15 protein-coding genes are annotated in these 20535 nt (G+C 41.0%); 14 read left to right on the forward strand and 1 reads right to left on the reverse strand.

Annotation, left to right across the window (positions count from 1 at the left end; all coding sequences use genetic code 11):
• Window positions 1–52 precede the first annotated feature (52 nt).
• From CDZ88_RS01605 to CDZ88_RS01635, 7 genes are all read left to right on the forward strand, one after another.
• Window positions 53–1789 carry a phospho-sugar mutase gene (locus tag CDZ88_RS01605; RefSeq protein ID WP_100371877.1) on the forward strand — a complete coding sequence of 579 codons (1737 nt, stop codon included), beginning with the start codon at window positions 53–55 and terminating at the stop codon, window positions 1787–1789.
• 133 nt (window positions 1790–1922) lie between these two features.
• A complete protein-coding gene (locus CDZ88_RS01610; RefSeq protein ID WP_100374561.1) occupies window positions 1923–3329 on the forward strand; it encodes a SpoVR family protein in 1407 nt (468 codons plus the stop codon).
• Between the two features lie 113 nt (window positions 3330–3442).
• Window positions 3443–3949 (forward strand): YusW family protein, encoded by a 507-nt coding sequence (locus CDZ88_RS01615; RefSeq protein ID WP_157796432.1) that lies wholly within the window; start codon window positions 3443–3445, stop codon window positions 3947–3949.
• 230 nt (window positions 3950–4179) lie between these two features.
• Window positions 4180–5928: an ABC transporter ATP-binding protein gene (locus CDZ88_RS01620; protein ID WP_100371879.1), complete on the forward strand. Its 1749-nt coding sequence runs from the start codon at window positions 4180–4182 to the stop codon at window positions 5926–5928.
• A gap of 15 nt (window positions 5929–5943) precedes the next feature.
• Window positions 5944–7752, forward strand: a complete 1809-nt coding sequence (locus CDZ88_RS01625; protein WP_100371880.1) for an ABC transporter ATP-binding protein — start codon at window positions 5944–5946, stop codon at window positions 7750–7752.
• 264 nt (window positions 7753–8016) lie between these two features.
• The gene (locus CDZ88_RS01630; protein WP_100371881.1) at window positions 8017–9993 is read left to right on the forward strand and encodes a putative bifunctional diguanylate cyclase/phosphodiesterase; all 1977 of its coding nucleotides are present in this window, start codon (window positions 8017–8019) and stop codon (window positions 9991–9993) included.
• Window positions 9994–10059: 66 nt separating this feature from the next.
• The gene (locus CDZ88_RS01635) at window positions 10060–11262 is read left to right on the forward strand and encodes an aminotransferase-like domain-containing protein (protein WP_100371882.1); all 1203 of its coding nucleotides are present in this window, start codon (window positions 10060–10062) and stop codon (window positions 11260–11262) included.
• A gap of 39 nt (window positions 11263–11301) precedes the next feature.
• Here the strand turns inward: CDZ88_RS01635 and CDZ88_RS01640 are convergent, their stop codons facing one another.
• The gene (locus CDZ88_RS01640) at window positions 11302–12681 is read right to left on the reverse strand and encodes a sodium-dependent transporter (protein ID WP_100371883.1); all 1380 of its coding nucleotides are present in this window, start codon (window positions 12679–12681) and stop codon (window positions 11302–11304) included.
• Window positions 12682–12874: 193 nt separating this feature from the next.
• Here CDZ88_RS01640 and iadA point away from each other — a divergent pair, with 193 nt between their 5' ends.
• The 7 genes from iadA (at window position 12875) to CDZ88_RS01675 (ending at window position 20530) form a co-directional block, all read left to right on the forward strand.
• A complete protein-coding gene (gene iadA, locus CDZ88_RS01645) occupies window positions 12875–14047 on the forward strand; it encodes a beta-aspartyl-peptidase (protein ID WP_100371884.1) in 1173 nt (390 codons plus the stop codon).
• Window positions 14048–14314: 267 nt separating this feature from the next.
• Window positions 14315–15460, forward strand: a complete 1146-nt coding sequence (locus tag CDZ88_RS01650) for an acyl-CoA dehydrogenase (protein WP_100371885.1) — start codon at window positions 14315–14317, stop codon at window positions 15458–15460.
• Between the two features lie 49 nt (window positions 15461–15509).
• A complete protein-coding gene (locus tag CDZ88_RS01655) occupies window positions 15510–17156 on the forward strand; it encodes an AMP-binding protein (protein WP_100371886.1) in 1647 nt (548 codons plus the stop codon).
• A gap of 70 nt (window positions 17157–17226) precedes the next feature.
• Window positions 17227–18591, forward strand: coding sequence for an acetyl-CoA carboxylase biotin carboxylase subunit (locus CDZ88_RS01660; RefSeq protein ID WP_100371887.1), 1365 nt, complete (start codon window positions 17227–17229; stop codon window positions 18589–18591).
• On the forward strand, window positions 18588–18800 hold the full coding sequence (locus tag CDZ88_RS01665) for an acetyl-CoA carboxylase biotin carboxyl carrier protein subunit (protein ID WP_100371888.1): 213 nt from the start codon (window positions 18588–18590) through the stop codon (window positions 18798–18800). The genes CDZ88_RS01660 and CDZ88_RS01665 overlap by 4 nt, the downstream gene beginning before the upstream one ends.
• 27 nt (window positions 18801–18827) lie before the next feature.
• Window positions 18828–19751, forward strand: coding sequence for a hydroxymethylglutaryl-CoA lyase (locus CDZ88_RS01670; RefSeq protein WP_100371889.1), 924 nt, complete (start codon window positions 18828–18830; stop codon window positions 19749–19751).
• Window positions 19748–20530 carry an enoyl-CoA hydratase gene (locus CDZ88_RS01675; protein ID WP_100371890.1) on the forward strand — a complete coding sequence of 261 codons (783 nt, stop codon included), beginning with the start codon at window positions 19748–19750 and terminating at the stop codon, window positions 20528–20530. Before CDZ88_RS01670 ends, CDZ88_RS01675 begins: the two co-directional genes overlap by 4 nt.
• The last annotated feature ends 5 nt before the right edge of the window (window positions 20531–20535 follow it).

Consider the following 20535-nt stretch of genomic DNA (forward strand, 5'->3'; position numbering starts at 1 on the left):
GTGGAATAGTATATAATAGTGCACGTGGATGCCAACTAGAGGAGGAATGAATATGGACTGGATGAACAGATATGAAAAGTGGAATACTTTTTTTGCTCTTGAACCAGAACTAAAAGAAGCAATGCAACAACTAGAGGGAAATGAAGAAGCCCTTGAGGATTGCTTTTACAAAGACTTAGAATTTGGAACGGGCGGGATTCGTGGAGAAATTGGACCAGGGCCTAACCGTCTGAATACATATACGATTCGTCGCGCAGCAGAAGGGCTAGCGCAATATATAGCATCAAATGGAGAAGAAGCAAAAAAGCGTGGGGTAGCAATTGCTTTTGATTCTAGGCATAAATCACCGGAGTTTGCACGTGAAGCTGCATTAACACTTGGAAAGCATGGGATACAAACATACTTATTTCATGATCTTCGTCCAACTCCCGAATTATCATTCGCTGTTCGCAAGCTAAATGCCTACGCAGGAATTGTCGTCACAGCAAGTCACAACCCTCCTGAATACAACGGGTTTAAAGTGTATGGTCCAGATGGTGGACAACTCCCACCAGGCCCTGCAGATGAGTTGGTTCGTTATGTAAGTGGCATTGAAGATGAGTTAACGATCGAAGTAGCTGATGAGATGGTTTTAAAAGGAGACAGACTTCTTCAAGTGATTGCAGAAGACATTGATGATGCATATAATGAGCAACTTAAAACGATCCTTGTTCAACCTAAACTTGTGGAGGAAGTAGGAAGCGACGTAAAAATCGTCTTTACCCCTCTACACGGAACTGCCAATATTGCTGTTCGTCGTGTATTAGAGGAGGTTGGTTTCTCTCAATTAACGGTCGTACCAGAACAAGAGCTTCCTGATCCAGAATTTAGTACAGTGAGCTCACCAAACCCTGAAGAACACGCGGCATTTGAATTGGCAATTCGCTATGGTGAACAAGAGCAAGCGGATCTTCTTTTAGCGACAGATCCCGATGGGGACCGTGTTGGACTTGCTGTAAAGGATGCAAGCGGAGAATATGTTGTACTAACAGGGAATCAAACAGGAGCTCTACTCATTGAATACATGTTAAGTCAGAAAAATGAGCAAGGTACACTTCCAAAAAATGGAGTGATTATGAAGACGATCGTGACTTCTGAATTAGGACGAGTGATTGCTGAACATTACGGATTAAAAGCCATTGATACGCTAACAGGCTTTAAATTCATCGGTGAGAAAATTGGCCAATATGAGACATCAGGTGAACATACATTCCTGTTCGGATACGAAGAGAGTTATGGATACCTTATTGGTGACTTTGTCCGGGATAAAGATGCAATTCAAGCGTGTCTTCTAGCAGCTGAACTAGCAGCGTATTATAAATCCCGCAATATGACGATCTATGATGGATTGCTTGAAATGTATGAAAAATATGGCTATTTCAAAGAAACTTTGCAATCCTTAACACTGAAAGGAAAAGTAGGCATTGAAAAGATTGAATCGATCATTGCTTCATTCAGACAAGCTCCACCAACGGAACTAAATGGAGTGGCAATTATATCGGTTGAAGATTACTTATCAAATGAATCAACAACGGTTGGAACCTCTGAAAAGAAAGTGATTCAGCTTCCTAAGTCCAATGTGCTGAAATACACCCTTGAAGATGGTTCGTGGTTCTGCATTCGTCCGTCTGGAACAGAGCCGAAGGTGAAATTCTATTTCGGTGTCCAAAAAGAGACCTTAGCAGAAAGTGAACAAAGCCTCAAACAACTAGAAGATGCAGTGATGAGCCTCGTTCATGCGATGAAATAAGAGAATAATGTTTGACAGGGAAGCTACCTATTATAGGTAGCTTTTCGTTGTTTTACTGTTTAATAGTTCTCATGAATTGTCTGACTCCCTCATAAAATGAATGAAGTAGCTTTAAAGGAGGGGGATTTTGGCGATGAATAACTGGAAGGATCTTGAACATTCAATAGCTGAGATTACAGAAATTGCCGAAGGATTTGGTCTTGATTTCTATGAAATGCGCTATGAAATTTGTCCTGCTGAAATTATTTATACATTCGGTGCGTATGGGATGCCGACAAGATATTCTCACTGGAGCTTTGGGAAACAATTTCATAAGATGAAGCTTCAATATGATCTAGGACTCAGTAAAATCTATGAACTTGTTATTAATTCGGACCCTTGCTATGCCTTTTTATTAGATAGCAATTCATTAATTCAAAATAAATTAATTGTTGCTCACGTGTTAGCACATTGTGATTTCTTTAAAAATAATGTTCGATTTTCCAATACACGAAAAGACATGGTTGAAAGCATGAGTGCCACAGCAGAACGTATTGCACATTATGAACAGGTGTATGGAAAAGACGAGGTAGAGAATTTCTTAGATGCGGTGCTCGCGATTCAAGAGCATATTGATCCGAGCTTAGTCCGACCGAAGCTTGCATGGAGCTTAGACGATGACGGAAACACTAAGCAAGTAAAGTCAAGAGGAGAGTACGATGATTTATGGGGTCTAGATAAAAAGCCAAAGCCAGAAGAAAACAAAATCTCAAAAAAACAATTCCCACCTAGTCCAGAAAAAGACGTGCTCTTATTTATTGAAGAATATAGTCGCGAATTAGATCCATGGCAACGAGATGTATTAACAATGATGCGAGAGGAGATGTTGTATTTCTGGCCGCAACTTGAGACGAAGATTATGAATGAAGGTTGGGCGTCTTACTGGCATGCACGAATCTTACGAGAAATGGATTTAACAACCGAGGAGACGATTGAATTTGCCAAGCTAAATGCAGGCGTTGTTCAACCTTCAAAAACATCAATTAATCCATATTATTTAGGGTTGAAGATTTTTGAAGATATTGAAGAAAGGTATGATAACCCAACAAAAGAAATGCAAGAACGACAAGGAGTGAAGCCTGGTAGTGGAAGAGAGAAGATGTATGAAGTCAGGGAAATTGAGTCTGATATCTCATTTATTCGCAACTATCTAACGAAAGACCTCGTGATGCGTGAGGATATGTATTTATTCCAAAAACAAGGAGCAGAGTATAAAGTAGTGGATAAAGCATGGGAGCAAGTGCGTGATCAACTCGCTTCTTCAAGGGTGAATGGAGGGTTCCCGTATTTAACGGTGACAGACGGTGATTATTTGAAAAACGGAGAACTATACATTAATCATTCCTATGAAGGAACAGAACTTGATGTCAGCTATCTAGAAAGGGTTCTGCCTTACTTTCATCAACTCTGGGGCCGTTCGGTTCATATCGAATCCGTGATTAACGACAAGCAGATTGTTTTCATCTACGACGGGAAAAAAGTGCATAGAAAGTATCTGTAATCTGTTTTGGAGCCACCTCGAAAGTTGAGGTGGTTTTTATGTATGAATTTTATTGGTAAGGGTAAGGTAAAAGTATTCAATCATGTGTTCGACAGATAGACGGAGGAATGAAAATGAAAAAGATGAGAGCAATAATAGTTTTGGTAGCCGTTTTACTGATGATAAGTGCCTGTGCAACAGATGACAATGTGGTAGAGTCTCCAACAGGTAATCAAGAAGAAGATAATGTCGTTATGGATGAGTCTGAAGAAAGTGCTGATACTGGAGATGAAACGGGCGATGGGACAGATAATGGCATGGACCCAGAAACTTATGCTTTTACGCACTTTGAGTTAGAAGTGGAGTATGCAAACGACCAAGAAATAGACATTGATTATGAGAATGAATCAGATGGTATGGAAGCTAAATATGAAAATGACTTTGAAGGAATAGACTTACGTGGTGATGAAGCGATGCAAGAGCTTGATCCTTACTTCTCTCAACTCACCTTTGATCAATCAACACCTGATAATGAAGTGATCGAGCAAGTGATTTCGGTATTTAATCTTGAGCCAGACTATGAGGAGTTTGAGTTAGAAGTAACGTTTGAAGATGGGACAAAGAAAGCGTATAAATCATAAGTATGATTCATAATGTGAAGGCGCACCTGCTCTGATGGTGTGCCTTTTTAATTGAGCCGACTTATCTCCTCATTTTTTATGAAGGAAATACATCATTCATAATGACTGAAAATTTAAAATAGACTGTTGACTATACGTCTTGTTTCGAAGTATTATTAAGTTTGCTTCCCTAATAATTCGTGTTACGAATGAATTTGAAATATAAATAAAGGAGAAAGTGGGTGGTTTGAGTGGAAACGTTCAAACGGTTAAAACGCTTTTATTGGCCGTATAAAGGTTACTTTATTTGGTCGCTCGTTGCCTTGTTAGGTGTAACGGGAATGACTGTCATGTACCCAATTATTTTACAATATACGATTGACCATGCCGTCTTAGCTGGAAACTATGATTTAATTCCTTATTTGGTCGGTGGGTTGGTTGTGGTCATGGCGATAAAAGGAGTAACGGTTTATATTCATCAATACTTAGGAGACTTATTTGGTATTACAGCCGTTCATAAGCTACGTAATTCATTATACGAGAAACTACAATATTTACCGTTTCGTTATTATGATAATGCAAAAACAGGAGACTTAATGTCACGCTTAACAGGAGATGTTGAGACGTTCCGTTTCTTCTTATCTTTCGGGTGTGCGCAGTTAGTCAACTTTGTCTTGCTAGTTGTATTAAGTATGGGTGTGATGTTTTATTACTCTGTTCCGCTAACACTCGTTACGATGGCCATGTTACCATTTTTGGCCATTGTTGTTTGGAAATTTGATAAACGCGTTCATCCTGGTTTTCAGGGGATTCGAAAATCACTCGCTAGGCTAAATACAAAGGTTCAAGAAAATATAAGCGGTGTGCATACGGTGAAAGCACTCTCGCAAGAAAGTGAAGAAATTACTCGTTTTGATCAAACAAATGATGACTACAAGCAGAAGCATTTAGATATCTCGAAAATCTGGGGGAATTACTTCCCGTTGATGGAGTTCATCGGCAATCTATCCGCGGTGTTTTTGCTCGCATTTGGAGGATATTTGGTTATACAAGGAAGCTTGCAGCCTGGGGAGTTAGTCGCTTTCTTCAGCTTGGTCTGGTATATCATTGGCCCGATTATGAACTTAGGTTTCATCATTAATATGTTCTCTCAATCAAAGGCATCGGGGGAACGTTTGTTAGAAATTTTAGATGAAGATGAACGTTTAGACGGGTTGCAAGAAGAACGAGGCGATCGACTAATTGGAGAAGTAACGTTTGAGAAAGTAAATCTACATTATGGAGAAAAAGAAAGTGCTTCGCTACATGATTTGACCTTTCAAGTGGAACAAGGACAAACGATTGGGTTAGTTGGAGCGACAGGGTCTGGAAAATCAAGTATCGCTCAATTAATTACGAGATTTTATGGTAAAAGTGCAGGGAACCTTCTTATTGATGGAAAGCCTATTGAAGAGTATGCATTGTCTCACTTACGTGAAAACATTGGCGTTGTCATGCAGGAAACGTTCTTGTTCTCTTCAACAATTCGAGATAATTTGGCGTATGGAAAACCTGATGCATCGCTGGATGACATCGTCGCTGCAGCTAAACGTGCTGATGCTCATGAATTTATCGTAGAATTACCAGATGGCTACGATACAGTGTTAGGGGAGCGAGGACTCGGATTATCGGGTGGACAGAAACAACGGATCGCTATTGCTCGTGCCATTTTGATGGATCCTAGTATTCTCATATTAGATGATGCAACAAGTGCAGTTGATATGCAAACAGAAGTAAAGATCCAGCGTGCTTTTCGTGAAGTTATGAAGGGACGGACGACATTCATTATTGCGCATCGGATCTCATCTGTGAAGCATGCTGATACAATTTTAGTATTAGAACAAGGAAAGATTATTGAGCGTGGAACGCATGAAGAACTTCTTCTAAATAAAAATGGAATGTATCGCAGAATTTATGATATTCAAAACCAAGATCAGGAATATGTGCTGCAACAAGCATAAGGAGGTGTAGCAGTCATGCAACATACAGAGAAAAAAGCTAGATTTCATTATTCAACGGAACAAATTATTGAAAAGCCGTTTAACTGGATGCAAATGATTCGATTACTTGGCTACATGAAGCCTTATGCTAAAACGTTGTTACCGAAGACTATCTTTATGATGATCTTGGCAACGGCTGTGCGGCTAACGGTTCCTATATTTATTGGTGTATACGCACTAGATCGAGCAATTGAAACGAATAATCTTACACTTGTGTACACGTATGCTGGAATCATTCTTGCTCTATACGTAGTCGCCTATGTCGCAAATGTTTTCCGCATTCGCTGGATGAATGAGTTAGGTCAATACGTTATCTTCGACATTAGACAGGCGCTGTTTAAACATATTCAACGATTATCCCATCGTTTCTTTGACAAGCGTTCAGGGGGATCGATTCTTGTTCGGGTAATTAATGATGTCAACTCGATGCAAGATTTATTCACAAACGGAGTAGTTAATTTACTCATGGACATTGTAATGCTTGTAGGGATTGTCATTATTTTATTTACTCTAAGTCCTGAGTTAGCCATTATGATTTTGATTGTTTTACCAATCATGTTCTTTATCTCAACCAAATTACGCCGTAACATCCGTCGTTCTTGGCAAACGGTTCGAGTACGTCAGTCGAAATTAAACTCACATTTAAATGAAAGCATCCAAGGTATACGCGTCACTCAAGCATATTCGCAAGAAAAAGAAAACATGGAATTCTTTAATAGAGTGAACACAGATAACTTTGAAAGCTGGAAAAACGCAACAAAAATGAATGCGATGTTTCGTCCGTTCGTTGAGATGGCAAGTGCAATTGGGGCGGTTGTCCTCATTTGGTACGGGGCCCATCTTTATCAAACCGGCGCTGTGACGATTGGTGTATTTGTCTCATTTGCGTTTTATCTCGGAATGTTTTGGGAACCAATTTCAAGACTTGGGCAAGTGTATAACCAGTTATTAGTTGGAATGGCCTCATCTGAACGTATTTTTGAATTTCTTGATGAAAAGCCTTCAGTTCCAGAGAAGAAAGATGCACGCGTTCTCCAAGATGTAAGAGGAGAAATGGGCTTTCATGGGGTAGAATTCTCTTATGATGAGAAACGTAAAGCTTTAAAAGAAGTCAACCTCACGTTTAAGGCAGGTCAAACAATTGCATTAGTAGGGCATACAGGATCAGGGAAATCGACCATTGTCAATTTGATGAGTCGATTCTATGATCCAACGAAGGGGAAAGTAACATTAGACGGGGTTGATCTTCGCGATTTAAAATTAGATGATCTCAGAGCAAATGTTAGTTATGTACTCCAAGATACGTTTATCTTTGCAGGGACTATCATGGATAATATTCGGTTTGGTCAACCGAGTGCAACCGACGAAGAAGTCATTCATGCAGCTAAGGCGATTGGAGCGCATGCATTTATTGATCGGCTGAAAAAAGGGTATGATACCGAGGTCGAAGAGAAAGGAAACGTTCTATCAGTAGGGGAGCGTCAGTTACTCTCTTTTGCTAGAGCTTTGTTGGCAGACCCTAAAATATTGATCCTGGATGAGGCAACTGCAAGTATTGATACGGAGACAGAATTAAAGATTCAAGCAGGACTAAAGAAGCTTTTGCATAATCGAACCGCGATCATGATTGCCCATCGGTTATCAACGATTCGTGATGCCGATCAGATTTTTGTGCTTGACCATGGAGATGTAATGGAAGAAGGGACACACGAGCAATTAATGGAAAAGCAAGGAATATATTTCAAGCTTGTTCAATCACAATATGCTGCGATGATTGAAGAATAATACGAAGAAAAGTCATGCACTCATCAACAGATGTGCATGGCTTTTATGTTAGGTGTTAAAGCCATCCTGTTAAAATTCCAAAAGCAACAAACCAAAAGCAAATAATATGAAAAGATTATTTTGTAGGGAGTTATTGTAAAGACGCAAAGGGAGCGACTCTCTTCATGATATAATGAAATAGTCATAGATAAAACCGTAGAAGCTTAAGCGATTAGGTATAATTAACCATATGAAGCTTTTATGGACAGATAAGGAGGGGTGTTATTGAAGAAAGAAAAATGGGCTTCTATCTTTCAAATTTGTACAGACTTACAAGTTGCTATTGCTATTGTTTCAAAATCAAACGAAATCCTTTCATATAATGATACAACTCAGAAATTGTTATTTCGTCCAGTTAATCAAATTAAAACGATCCTTAAGCAATTTCACTCCATGCCAGGTGAAGCAGAAAAGCATGAAATGAAAGTACAAGGACAACCATATATTGTTTACCGTAATCAGTTGATAGGCAACGATGAGGAGTATTACTTGTTGTTTTATCCTGCTGACAAACGACTTGAATTTATCGACGAAATTGAGCAGCAGTTAGAACAGCTAGTCAATACGCGATTTGAAGGAACGGTTATTCATGATTTAGGAAAGGTCATCGATATAGATGAACGGACCGCAGAACTTTTTGGGTATAGTAGAAAAGAATTGATTCACTTATCTATCTTTGAATTAATCGCCCCAGAAGAATGGACCAAAGTACAAGAAGCGATTCTAAAAAATATACAAGTACCGTTTGAATTAAAAGGGTTGCATAAGAACGGTTCAACTATCCATGTAGAAGTGCGCGGACGACCTTATCCCTATCGAAAAAAAGAAGTTCGACTCGTTGCGGTTCGCGACATTACAAAGCGTAAGCAACAAGAAGAGCAAATTACTTACTTAGCGTTTCATGATGAAGTAACAGGGTTAATGAATCGTCGCGCTTTCCAAATCAAGGTGAAAGATTACTTGCATGCTCCGCGCTTGCCAGGTCATACGGTTGTTGTCGCAACGATTGGATTAAACCGTTTAAAAACGGTAAATGATGCATTGGGTATTGAGGCCGGGAATCGACTTGTAAAGGCGGTTAGTGAGTTTCTGAGGGCAAAGTGTTCATCTGGAGTAGAGATTGCTCGTCTTGATGGAGATGAATTCATCCTTTTAGCATCTATGAAAGATGATCTTCAAGAAATAGAAGGTGCAATCGAAGAAATTTTGTTTTATTTTAATGAGCCAATTCAATTGGATGAGTTTTATTTTCATGTTCATTTATGTGCAGGCATTAGTGTCGCAAGCAAATCAACGAAGGATGTGAATGAATTAATCCGTCAAGCTGAAGTTGCCTTACATGCGATTAAAGACTTGACACACGGCTCGACGCAGTTTTATGAAAAAGAAATGAGCACAGGCTCAATACGTGAGATGATCATTGAAAATGAATTACGACATGCTTTAGCTAAGGAAGAATTCTCTTTAGTCTTTCATCCTCAGGCCTGCCTAGATAGCGGACGGCTCTCAGGGGTCGAGGCACTGCTCCGTTGGAAAAGTTCTGCACTCGGCCAAGTTTCTCCTTATGAATTTATCGGAGTTGCAGAGCGGACAGGGTTAATTATTCCGATTGGTAAGTGGGTCATCGAACAGTCATGTCTCGCAGCAGCCAATCTAAGGAGGCAACTAGACCGACCAGTTCGAATGGGCGTGAATTTATCCCCTGTACAGTTTGTTCAGCCGAATCTCGTTGAAGTCGTCACAAAAGCCTTAGAAGAAGCAGACCTTGAGCCAGGATTACTTGAGTTAGAAATTACCGAATCTGTTGCGATGGAAGATGAGAAACAAGTAATGGAAAAATTAATTGCTCTGCGAGAATTAGGAGTGACTGTTTCGATTGATGATTTTGGCACGGGCTATTCATCTTTACAATATTTAAGTCAGTATCCAATAGACAAGCTGAAAATTGATCAGTCTTTTTTACGCATTCAAACTAAGACGAATCAAACGATTATTAAATCGATCGTTTCGATGGGTCATAATATGGGGATGAAGGTGATTGCTGAAGGGGTTGAAACTTACGATGATGTAGCTCTATTGCAAAGTTTACAGTGTGATGAGATGCAAGGATTTGTCTGGACGAAACCACTTCCGTACGTAGAATTGATCGAGAAACTGCAGGAAGCTGAAATATTCCCACTTGAATTAGTTAAAGTAGATTGACATTTCTGAAAAAACAGATACCATTTAACTATTATCTAAATACTAATTATGTTAGAGGTGTTGATCATGAGATATGCATTTGCAAGTAGAGTCCGCCATCTTCAATCATCAGCTATTCGTGATATTTTAAAGGTCGTTGGGAAACAAGATATTATATCATTTGCAGGGGGATTGCCTGATGATGAGCTTTTTCCAATCGAAGGAATTGAAGAGGCGTTTCATAACGTCTTTCGAACAGGAAAGAAATCCCTTCAATATATGGAGACAGAAGGATATCTTCCATTACGTGATGTGATTTTAGAAAGAATGAAACGAAAAGACATAACGGGGTACACCGCAGACAATGTTATGCTCACAACAGGGTCGCAACAAGCAATCGACCTCTTCTCTCGTGTGATGCTTAATCCTGGTGATGTCATCTTAACTGAAGATCCAACGTATTTAGCAGCACTACAAGTCTTTAAGTCATATGAGGCTAAAGTGGTAGCGGTTGAATCTGATGATCATGGGATGTTGCCTGAGGATCTAGAGGCGAAGATGAGACAACACAAACCAAAGGCGATCTATGTTGTCCCAACTTTCTCCAATCCGGCCGGAAGAGTGTGGTCGCTTGAGCGGAGACAACAGTTACTTGCTCAAGCTGAGCGCGGGAATGTCATTGTATTAGAGGATGACCCATACGGTGATATCCAGTTTAATCAAGAGGAAACATATACCCCACTAGCCGCATTAGATGATGGTAGACATGTACTTTATACGAGTACCTTTTCAAAAACAGCTGTTCCAGCACTGCGTACAGGGTGGGTTGTCGGACCTTTTCAAGTGATTCGCATGATGGCTCAAGCTAAGCAAGCAAATGATCTCCATTCGAATTCTCTATCTCAACAAGCACTGTATCAGTTATGTATGGAATTTGATTTGGATGCTCATATTCAGTCTCTTATTGATGTGTATGAGAGTCGTATGAACGTCATGGTTGATTGCATTGAGAAGGCAAATATCGACTCTGTACGGTATGTTAAACCAAAGGGTGGGATGTTCTTATGGTTAGAATTGGCACCGCATATCAATACAACGACGTTACTTGCAGAAGCGGTTGAAGCAGGGGTTGCTTATGTGCCCGGAGAGCCGTTCTTTGCAGATGTGGCGAAGAAAAATACCTTACGCCTTAATTACACCCATGCAACACCAGAGAAGATCGAGCAAGGCATGAAACTATTGTTAGACTTAGTGAAAAAGAAAACAGAGAACACCACTGTTTATATTTAATAAAAAGCGTGAGAGCTGAGGCTCTCACGCTTTTTGTTTCTATTTAAACATATTAATAATGACATCTAGCAAGCCAATCGAGCTTAAGAAAATAATGAAGATTGCAACTGGTGCAAACCAGCGAAGTAGGTAGAACCAAGCATTACCAATGAACGTGTCTCCAAAGTCAGAGTCACGCAGTGCATCTGCCTTCTTCCAACCCCAACCGATAAATAACGCGATTATTAGTCCGCCAAGTGGTAAGAAGATATTCGAAGCCACAAAATCAATCGAGTCTAAAATGTCACGACCACCAATAATTGATATGTCTGATAACACCCCTTGACCGAGTGAAGATGGAACTCCAAGTAAGAAGATGATCCCTCCGATGATGATCGCTGCTTTTTGACGGGACCATGAGAAGCGACGAATAAAGTAAGCGACGGCTACTTCTAATAGAGAAACCGCGGATGATAGTGCGGCTGCTGCAAGTAAGAAGAAGAATAAGAGTCCGAATAATCCTCCAAGTCCGATGCTATCAAATACATCAGGCATAATCATAAACACTAAACCAGGCCCTGCTGCAGGTTCAATCCCAAAGGCAAATACCGCAGGGAAGATCATAATACCAGCTACGATCGCAAAGAGAGTATCAAGACCAGCTACACTCGCTGCCGCACCAGGAAGTCTTTCTTTATTTGAAAGATAACTACCGTACGTAATCAAAGCCCCCATCCCTAAGCTTAAAGAGAAGAACGCTTGACCTAAAGCTGCCAAATAAATTGATGGATCTGTTAATGCGCTCCAGTCTGGTGTGAAAAGGAAAGCAAGACCTTCTCTTGCTCCACCTAACGTTAAGCTATAGGCAGATAAGACAATGAGTAAAACCCCTAGTAGAGGCATTAATATTTTGTTCGAACGCTCAATTCCTTTTTTAACCCCGATAAAGACAATCGCAATCGTCACAGCCATAAACAAGAACTGCCATAATAGAGGATGGTAAGGATTAGTAATGAATGAAACGAAGAAATTTTCATAGCCACCTTCTGGAGTACTCCAGAGGTTACCAGTTAAATAGTTAACAAAGTAATACGAGATCCATCCTGCGATGACTCCGTAGAAGGAGAGGATCATAAAGGCTGCCCCAACTCCTAAAATACCAGCTAGAAACCAAGGCTTCCCTGGTGCAAGCTTTTCAAAAGAGCCAACCGCATCACTTTTGGCTTTCCGTCCAATTGTGAACTCAGCCATTAGGATTGGGATACCGATAAGTATGATACAGATAAGATAAATAAGTAAGAATGCAGCTCCTCCGTTTTCCCCTGTTACATAAGCAAAGCGCCATACATTTCCTAGTCCTACAGCAGATCCCATCGCAGCTAGAATAAAACCTAGTCTTGAGCCCCACTGCTCGCGACCCACTTCTTCCTTTAGTGACATGACGTATTCCCCCTTTAAAACGATAAAATAATTTTGTGAACTTACTATAGCATAAAAGTGTCTAGCTGAGTAGGGAATTTTCTGATTTTTTTGTTTTATCTTCAGAATGGGAAGGAGGGGTGATTGTCTTCGTTCGTAATTTTCACAAAAAAGCGACTAGTTTGCTATACTTATTCAAAGGATGGTGAGAGTAATGTTGACGTTGATTAAAAATGGAGACGTGTATAAACCCGAATATATAGGAAAGAAAGATATCCTTATAGCTGCTGGTAAAATAGTTGCAATAGCAGAGGTAATTGATCTAGCTTGTGAACAAGTGGAAGTGCAAATCATTGATGCAACAGGTACGTTTGTTTTTCCTGGTTTTATTGATAGTCATGTTCATATTATTGGGGGTGGAGGAGAAGGAAGTTATAAGACAAGAACTCCAGAATTATCACTCTCTGATGCGACAAAGGCTGGTGTTACGACGATCATAGGTGTGATTGGTACAGACGGTGTCTCTAGAACAATGCCAGACTTAATTGCCAAAGCAAAAGGATTAACAGAAGAAGGAATTACATGCTTTGTACATACGGGATCATATCAAGTTCCGATTACTACCTTAACAGGAAGCATTCAAAGTGATTTCCTTCTAATTGATCAAATTATTGGAGTCGGGGAGATCGCTATATCAGATCACCGTTCCTCAGAACCTACGCAAGAAGAGATTGCACGGATTGCTTCTTCAGCTAGAGTTGGCGGAATGTTGTCTGGAAAAGGGGGAATTGTGAATGTCCATGTTGGGGATGGGAAACGCAAATTAGATATTCTGACGGATATCGCAGAAAAATCCGACATCCCGATTACGCAATTTATTCCTACACATATTAATCGAAATGTCGAGTTACTTGAAGCGGGAGTGGAGTATGCGAAAAAAGGCGGGCGTATTGACTTCACGACAAGTGCGATCCAGGTGTTTGGTGAAGATGATGAAACGAAATCGAGTAGAGCTCTAAAAAAAGTGCTTGATGCAGGTGTTGATATTAAGCTCGTTACCTTTACTTCAGATGCGCAAGGGAGCTTGCCAAAATTTAATGAAAAGGGGGAATTTGTGGGCTTGAAAATCGGAGAAATAGCTTCTTTATTTGAAGAATTACGTGATGCGATTGTAGAGGAGAAGGTGCCAATGGAAGTTGCACTACAAGTCATCACGAAAAATCCAGCTGAAGCGTTAAAACTAGAAGGTAAAGGTCAATTAGATGTAGGGTTTGATGCTGATCTTGTCTTAGTAGATCAAGAATCCTTTACTATTAAAACAGTTATAGCTAAGGGGAACCTAATGGTCGAAAATAACGAAATAAGAGTAAAGGGAACGTTTGAATAATGGAATAGTCGGGCATGAGCAATAAATCATGACCGACTATTCGGTTGTGAACTTTCAGAAAAGATTGATATTTAAACATACCCTCTAGTATAATGTAGGTAGAGGATGATGGATTCATAGGAAGGAGTGTTCAATAAAAACTAACTAGTCAGTACTTGTTGTTGATAATTATGAATGCGCTTTCATATAATAGAAGGTTCTTACTTTCTTTCAATCTGAACAAGCGCTCAGAATTTGCTGTTGTTTTACATTAGAGGAGGGAATGGGATGAATTTTGATTTAACGAAAGAGCAGAAGATGATTCGTAACATGGTACGAGATTTCGCCGAAAATGAAATTGCTCCAGGTGCAGAGGCGAGAGATGCAAGCGCAGAATTTCCAGAGGATATCTTTAAGAAAATGGGAGAACTTGGACTTTTAGGTATTCCGTTTCCCGAAGCATATGGTGGTTCTGGTGGAGATACGGTTTCATACGCTTTAGCGGTAGAGGAAATTGGGCGTGCATGTGGTGGTACGGGCTTAAGTTATGCTGCCGCAGTCTCACTAGGGGCTAGTCCGCTGTATTATTTCGGAACAGAAGAGCAAAAAAAGGAATATTTAACCCCGTTAGCATCGGGTCATTCCCTTGGTTCATTTGGATTAACAGAGCCGAATGCAGGATCAGATGCAGGCGGAACGCAAACAAAGGCGATTCTTAACGGTGATGAATATGTGATCAACGGCGAGAAATGCTGGATTACGAATGCTAGTTTTGCGAGCACTGTAATTGTCACAGCTGTCACAGGAAAAGATGAAAAAGGAAAAAATATCATCTCTGCTTTTATTGTTCCAACTGATACCCCAGGATTCACGATCAACAGCAACTACGAAAAGATGGGCGTTCGTGCTTCAAATACATGTGAACTTATTTTAGAGGATGTTCGTGTGCCAAAGGAGAATTTATTAGGAGACCCTGAAAAAGGATTTAAGCAATTTCTTTATACTCTTGATGGAGGGAGAATATCGATTGCCGCATTAGGGGTTGGTATTGCTCAAGCCGCATTTGAACGTGCGCTTAATTACTCCAAAGAACGTAAGCAGTTTGGCAAGACGATCTCAAGCTTTCAAGCGATCCAATTTAAATTAGCAGATATGGCGATGGAGATTGAGCTCTCGAGAAATATGGTGATGAAGGCAGCTTGGCTGAAAGATCAAGGTCGGGCGTTTGGTAAGGAGGCAGCATTTGCTAAGCTCTACGCGTCTGAGACGGCTACACGTACAGCTAACCAAGCTATTCAAATCCATGGGGGATATGGGTATATGCGAGAATATGAAGTCGAGCGTATGCTACGCGATGCGAAACTACTTGAAATTGGAGAAGGAACATCTGAAATTCAACGCCTTGTTATCTCTAGACAATTAGGTTGTCGATAAGTGATATTGCAACGAATCGAATGTCATTATTGATATAAGGGGGAGGAAGATGTCTGATATTCAAGTACCAATTGGAAAATTACTCGAGGAAGTTGCTAAGAGACAACCCGATCATACAGCAGTGGTCTATTCTGATCGAGGGTTACGGTATACGTATGAACAATTTGATTATGAGTGCCGAAAAGTCGCTAAAGGGTTCATGGCCCTTGGTATAGAACGTGGTGAACATCTCGCCATTTGGTCAACGAATAAGCCTGAATGGTTAACGAGTCAATTTGCAACGGGCAAAATGGGCGCTGTACTTGTTACGGTCAATACGAATTATCAGACTTCTGAGCTTGAATACTTATTAAAACAATCAGATGCGACAACTCTTATATTGATGGATCAATTTAAAGATTCATCTTACGTTGAGATGCTCTATGAGGTTGTTCCTGAGTTGAGAGAGACAACACCTGGAGAGCTAAATTCTAGCAAGCTACCTAAACTTAAGAATGTTATTTTTCTTGGGGAAGAGTCGCATCCTGGAATGTACTCGTGGAGGGACATTCTTACACTCGGAGAGAATGTCTCAGATCAAGCACTGGATGAACGAATGAATGAACTCAATCAAAATGACGTGATCAATATGCAGTATACCTCTGGAACAACGGGTTTCCCAAAAGGGGTGATGTTGACTCATCATAATTTAACGAACAATGCAGTAAATATAGCGAGTTGTATGAACTTAACAAGTAAAGACAAGTTATGCATCCCTGTTCCATTTTTCCATTGTTTTGGATGCGTGCTTGGAACGCTTGCTAGTGTATCAGTTGGAGCAACGATGGTTCCAGTCGAAGAGTTCAGTCCTACGGCGGTGTTAGAAGCGGTATCAAAAGAACGTTGTACAGCCTTGCATGGTGTTCCAACGATGTTTATTAGCGAGCTGAATGATCCGAATTTCCATAGTTATGATCTATCTAGTCTTCGAACAGGCATTATGGCAGGTTCTAATTGTCCGATTGAAGTCATGAAAGCTGTCGTCGATCAAATGGGAGCCAGTGAAATTACGATTGCCTATGGACAAACAGAAGCATCCCCAGTGATTACGCAAACACGTGTCGACGATCCACTGATTGTGCGAGTAGAGTCCGTTGGCCGCGCCCTACCTAATGTCGAAGTGAAAATTATCGATCTTACAACTGGCGAAGAAGCAGCGCAAGGAATGCAGGGAGAATTATGGACGCGTGGATATCATGTCATGAAAGGCTATTACAAAAATCCAGAAGCAACAAAAGCTGCGATCACAGAAGATGGCTGGTTACGGACAGGTGATTTAGCCGTAATGGATGAGGGGGGATATTGCCGCATCACGGGTCGTTTAAAAGACATGATCATTCGTGGAGGAGAAAACATCTATCCTCGCGAAATTGAGGAATTTCTCTATAAACATCCTGCCGTTTTAGACGTTCAAGTCGTCGGTATCCCAGATGATAAGTATGGAGAAGAAGTGTCGGCGTGGATTAAAGTAAAAGAAGGCGTATCTTGTACAGAAGACGGAATTCGCGACGATTGTCGAGGTAAAATTGCGTCTTATAAAATTCCGCGGTACATTGCTTTTGTCAAAGAGTTTCCGATGACGGCTTCTGGGAAGATTCAAAAGTTTAAATTAAAACAACTTGGAGAAAAAACATTTCGTAAAGTAAGCAGTGAGTAGTTTTGAAAGCGTTGTCAAAAATGGTCAGGTGATTTCGATATCATCCGACCCAATCAAATGAGGTGATCGTATGTTTCAGAAGGTATTAATTGCAAATCGAGGAGAGATTGCAGCTAGAATCATTCGAACGTGTCAACGTATGGGCATACAAACTGTCGCGATTTATTCAGAAGCAGATGAACATTCCTTACATGTTTCACTCGCTGATGAGGCCTATCTCGTCGGCAAGCCGCGCGTAAACGAAAGCTATCTTCAAGTAGATAAAATTATGGAAGTTGCCAAAGAAAGCGGAGCGGAAGCGATTCATCCAGGATATGGTCTGCTTTCTGAAAATAGTGAGTTCGCCAGACGTTGTGTAGAAGAAGGGTTAATATTTATCGGTCCAAGCCCAGAAGTGATTGCAAAAATGGGGAGTAAAATCGAATCTCGAATAGCGATGGAGGCTGCGGGTGTGCCTGTTGTTCCGGGAATTGAATACGCATTAAAAGACGCCGAGGAAGCAGTGGAGGTAGCACGGACCATTGGATACCCGGTCATGTTAAAAGCATCTGCTGGTGGTGGTGGCATTGGCATGCAAATTGTTCGAAATGATGAAGAATGCCAAAAAGCGTTTGTCGGAAATCAAACAAGAGCCACGTCATTTTTCGGTGATGGGGCAATGTTTGTTGAAAAGTATATTGAAAATCCCCGCCACATTGAAATTCAAGTGTTAGCCGATAACCAAGGAAATACTGTCTATATTTGGGAGAGAGACTGCTCAGTGCAACGTCGGCATCAAAAAGTAGTCGAGGAAGCACCTTCTCCGTTTTTAGATGAACAAACGCGTCAGCTAATGGGTGAAATGGCGGTTAGGGCTGCTAAAGCGATCGGCTATTCAAATGCAGGGACCATTGAATGCTTAGTAGATGAAAATAAAGAGTTTTATTTCTTAGAAATGAACACGCGTCTGCAAGTAGAGCATCCGGTTACAGAAGAAATCTCAGGCTTAGACCTAGTCGAGTGGCAGTTGAAAATTGCGGCAGGTGAAAAACTGAACTTTCAACAAGAAGACATTCAGATGTTGGGTCATGCCATTGAAGTAAGGATTTATGCAGAAGACCCAAAAACCTTTTTCCCATCCCCAGGAACGATTGAAGAATTGATCCTACCAGAAGCTCCTTACATTCGACATGAATGTCCAGTGAGCGCCGGTTCAGTAGTGACACCATTTTATGATCCGATGATTGCCAAACTGATTGTGTCAGCACCGACAAGAGAGGAAGCTATTGTACGCATGCAAGCAGCACTAGCTGAATATAAGGTCAAGGGTATTAAAACAAACCTTCCGATGCTACAAGAGGTCTTGCACCATCCTGTTTTCCAAAGAGGAGAAGCAACGACAGCATTTGTACAAGAACACTTACAACAACGAACCCAAGGAGGAAGTCAATCATGAGTAAAGTAATAACAACAATGGCAGGAAATGTATGGAAAGTATTAGTGAAAGAAGGCGACAAAGTGGAAGAGGGTCAAGACGTCGCTATTTTAGAATCAATGAAAATGGAGATTCCTGTCCCTGCCGAAGAAGGTGGAACGGTTAAAGTCATTCATAAACAAGAAGGAGAGTTTGTGGATGAAGGAGAGGTTTTATTAGAACTGGAATAAAGGCGAGTGATCGAAAGGAGGATTCTCTTGAGACAAGATCAAGTATTAATACGAGAAGTTGGACCACGAGATGGCCTTCAAAATGAAAAAGCACTGATCGAGACAAAGGATAAAGTAGCTTGGATCAATCAGCTCTCTAAAACAGGTCTTTCTTATATCGAGGTGACGTCATTTGTTCATCCGAAGTGGATTCCTGCCTTAGCGGACTCTTTCGATGTGGCAAAGCAAATTAAAAGGGAACGAGGCGTCACGTATGCTGCCCTCGTTCCAAATGAGCGCGGTCTTGTAAGAGCTTTAGAGGCTGATTTAGATGAAATATCGATCTTTATGTCAGCGAGTGAGACGCATAATCAAAAAAATATCAATAAATCGATAGCAGAGACACTTCCAATTTTAGCGAAAGTCACACAGGAAGCTAAAAACGCTGGAAAATCCGTCAGAGGGTATGTATCGACTGTATTTGGCTGCCCATATGAAGGGGTAGTCTCTGTCGATCAGGTGTTACATATTGCAGATGAACTAATGAACATGGGAATTGATGAGCTATCGATCGGAGACACAATTGGCGTGGCGACCCCGCTCGAAATGGAGTCAGTGATCAAGGCCTTAGCTAGCCGTATTCCTATCGATAAGCTCGCACTACATGTACATGATACGAGAGGAACGGCCTTATTGAATGTTCATACCGCTTATCAATTAGGGATCAGAAAATTTGATGGATCGGTCGGTGGATTAGGAGGCTGTCCATATGCACCAGGTGCTTCGGGTAATGTCGCTACAGAAGACATGCTCTATCTCTTTGATCAGATGAATGTGAAGACAGATGTTTCATTCGATCAGCTTTTGCAAAGTGCAGCCTTTATCCAAGAGAAAGTCGGTAGAACATTACCAAGTCATAACTTGCAAGCATTTGTGGCATCAATGTCATCGATTGAGGGGGGAGTCGAATGAGTTCTCAAGTTCAATTTGCGAAAAGCGAGAATGGTGTGGCAACGGTTACGCTCAACCGACCGGAAGCAGCGAACGCTCTTTCCGTTGAGATGCTGCAACACCTTCATACATTAATCAATGAGCTAACATTTGATGAAGCAATCCGAGTTGTTGTTTTTTCGGGGGCTGGTGAGAAAGTCTTTTGTGCAGGTGCAGACTTAAAAGAGCGTGCGAATATGAATGCGACCGAGGTGAAGCAGACGGTTTCATTGATTCGAACATTGATGGATAAAGTCGAAGCCTTGCCGCACCCAACGATTGCTGCGATGAATGGAGGCGCGTTTGGAGGTGGCCTTGAGCTAGCTTTAGCATGTGATCTACGTCTTGCAAGTACTCATGGGAGCTACGGGCTGACTGAAACCTCTTTAGCGATTATCCCTGGTGCAGGGGGGACACAACGTTTGCCACGATTAATTGGCCTTGGTAAAGCAAAAGAATTGATTTTTACTGCTGCCAAACTGACAGGAGACGAAGCCTTACAGATTGGGTTAGTCGAGCATGTTGTTCAAAGAGATGAACTTCTAAACTACGCAATGGAACTAGCAAATAAAATGAGTGTCAATGGGCCGATTGCGCTCCGTGCGGCGAAACAAGCAATTCGAACTGGGATGCAAGTCGACCTCACTACAGCTCTTACTATAGAAAAACTGGCTTATGAACAGACCATCCCGACAAAAGATCGTTTAGAAGGCTTGCAAGCTTTTAAAGAAAAAAGAAAACCAAATTACCGAGGAGAATAGGAGGC

The organism is Bacillus sp. FJAT-45037 (assembly GCF_002797325.1).
In the GTDB taxonomy this organism is placed as follows: Bacteria; Bacillota; Bacilli; order Bacillales; family Bacillaceae_D; genus Alkalihalophilus.

What these genes read in the sequence shown, in the direction of transcription:
- CDZ88_RS01605 (WP_100371877.1), top strand. Translation starts at nt 53, where the DNA reads ATGGACTGGATGAACAGATATGAAAAGTGGAATACTTTTTTTGCTCTT.
- CDZ88_RS01610 (WP_100374561.1), top strand. Translation starts at nt 1,923, where the DNA reads ATGAATAACTGGAAGGATCTTGAACATTCAATAGCTGAGATTACAGAA.
- CDZ88_RS01615 (WP_157796432.1), top strand. Translation starts at nt 3,443, where the DNA reads ATGAAAAAGATGAGAGCAATAATAGTTTTGGTAGCCGTTTTACTGATG.
- CDZ88_RS01625 (WP_100371880.1), top strand. Translation starts at nt 5,944, where the DNA reads ATGCAACATACAGAGAAAAAAGCTAGATTTCATTATTCAACGGAACAA.
- CDZ88_RS01635 (WP_100371882.1), top strand. Translation starts at nt 10,060, where the DNA reads ATGAGATATGCATTTGCAAGTAGAGTCCGCCATCTTCAATCATCAGCT.
- CDZ88_RS01640 (WP_100371883.1), bottom strand. Translation starts at nt 12,681, where the DNA reads ATGTCACTAAAGGAAGAAGTGGGTCGCGAGCAGTGGGGCTCAAGACTA.
- iadA (WP_100371884.1), top strand. Translation starts at nt 12,875, where the DNA reads ATGTTGACGTTGATTAAAAATGGAGACGTGTATAAACCCGAATATATA.
- CDZ88_RS01650 (WP_100371885.1), top strand. Translation starts at nt 14,315, where the DNA reads ATGAATTTTGATTTAACGAAAGAGCAGAAGATGATTCGTAACATGGTA.
- CDZ88_RS01655 (WP_100371886.1), top strand. Translation starts at nt 15,510, where the DNA reads ATGTCTGATATTCAAGTACCAATTGGAAAATTACTCGAGGAAGTTGCT.
- CDZ88_RS01660 (WP_100371887.1), top strand. Translation starts at nt 17,227, where the DNA reads ATGTTTCAGAAGGTATTAATTGCAAATCGAGGAGAGATTGCAGCTAGA.
- CDZ88_RS01665 (WP_100371888.1), top strand. Translation starts at nt 18,588, where the DNA reads ATGAGTAAAGTAATAACAACAATGGCAGGAAATGTATGGAAAGTATTA.
- CDZ88_RS01675 (WP_100371890.1), top strand. Translation starts at nt 19,748, where the DNA reads ATGAGTTCTCAAGTTCAATTTGCGAAAAGCGAGAATGGTGTGGCAACG.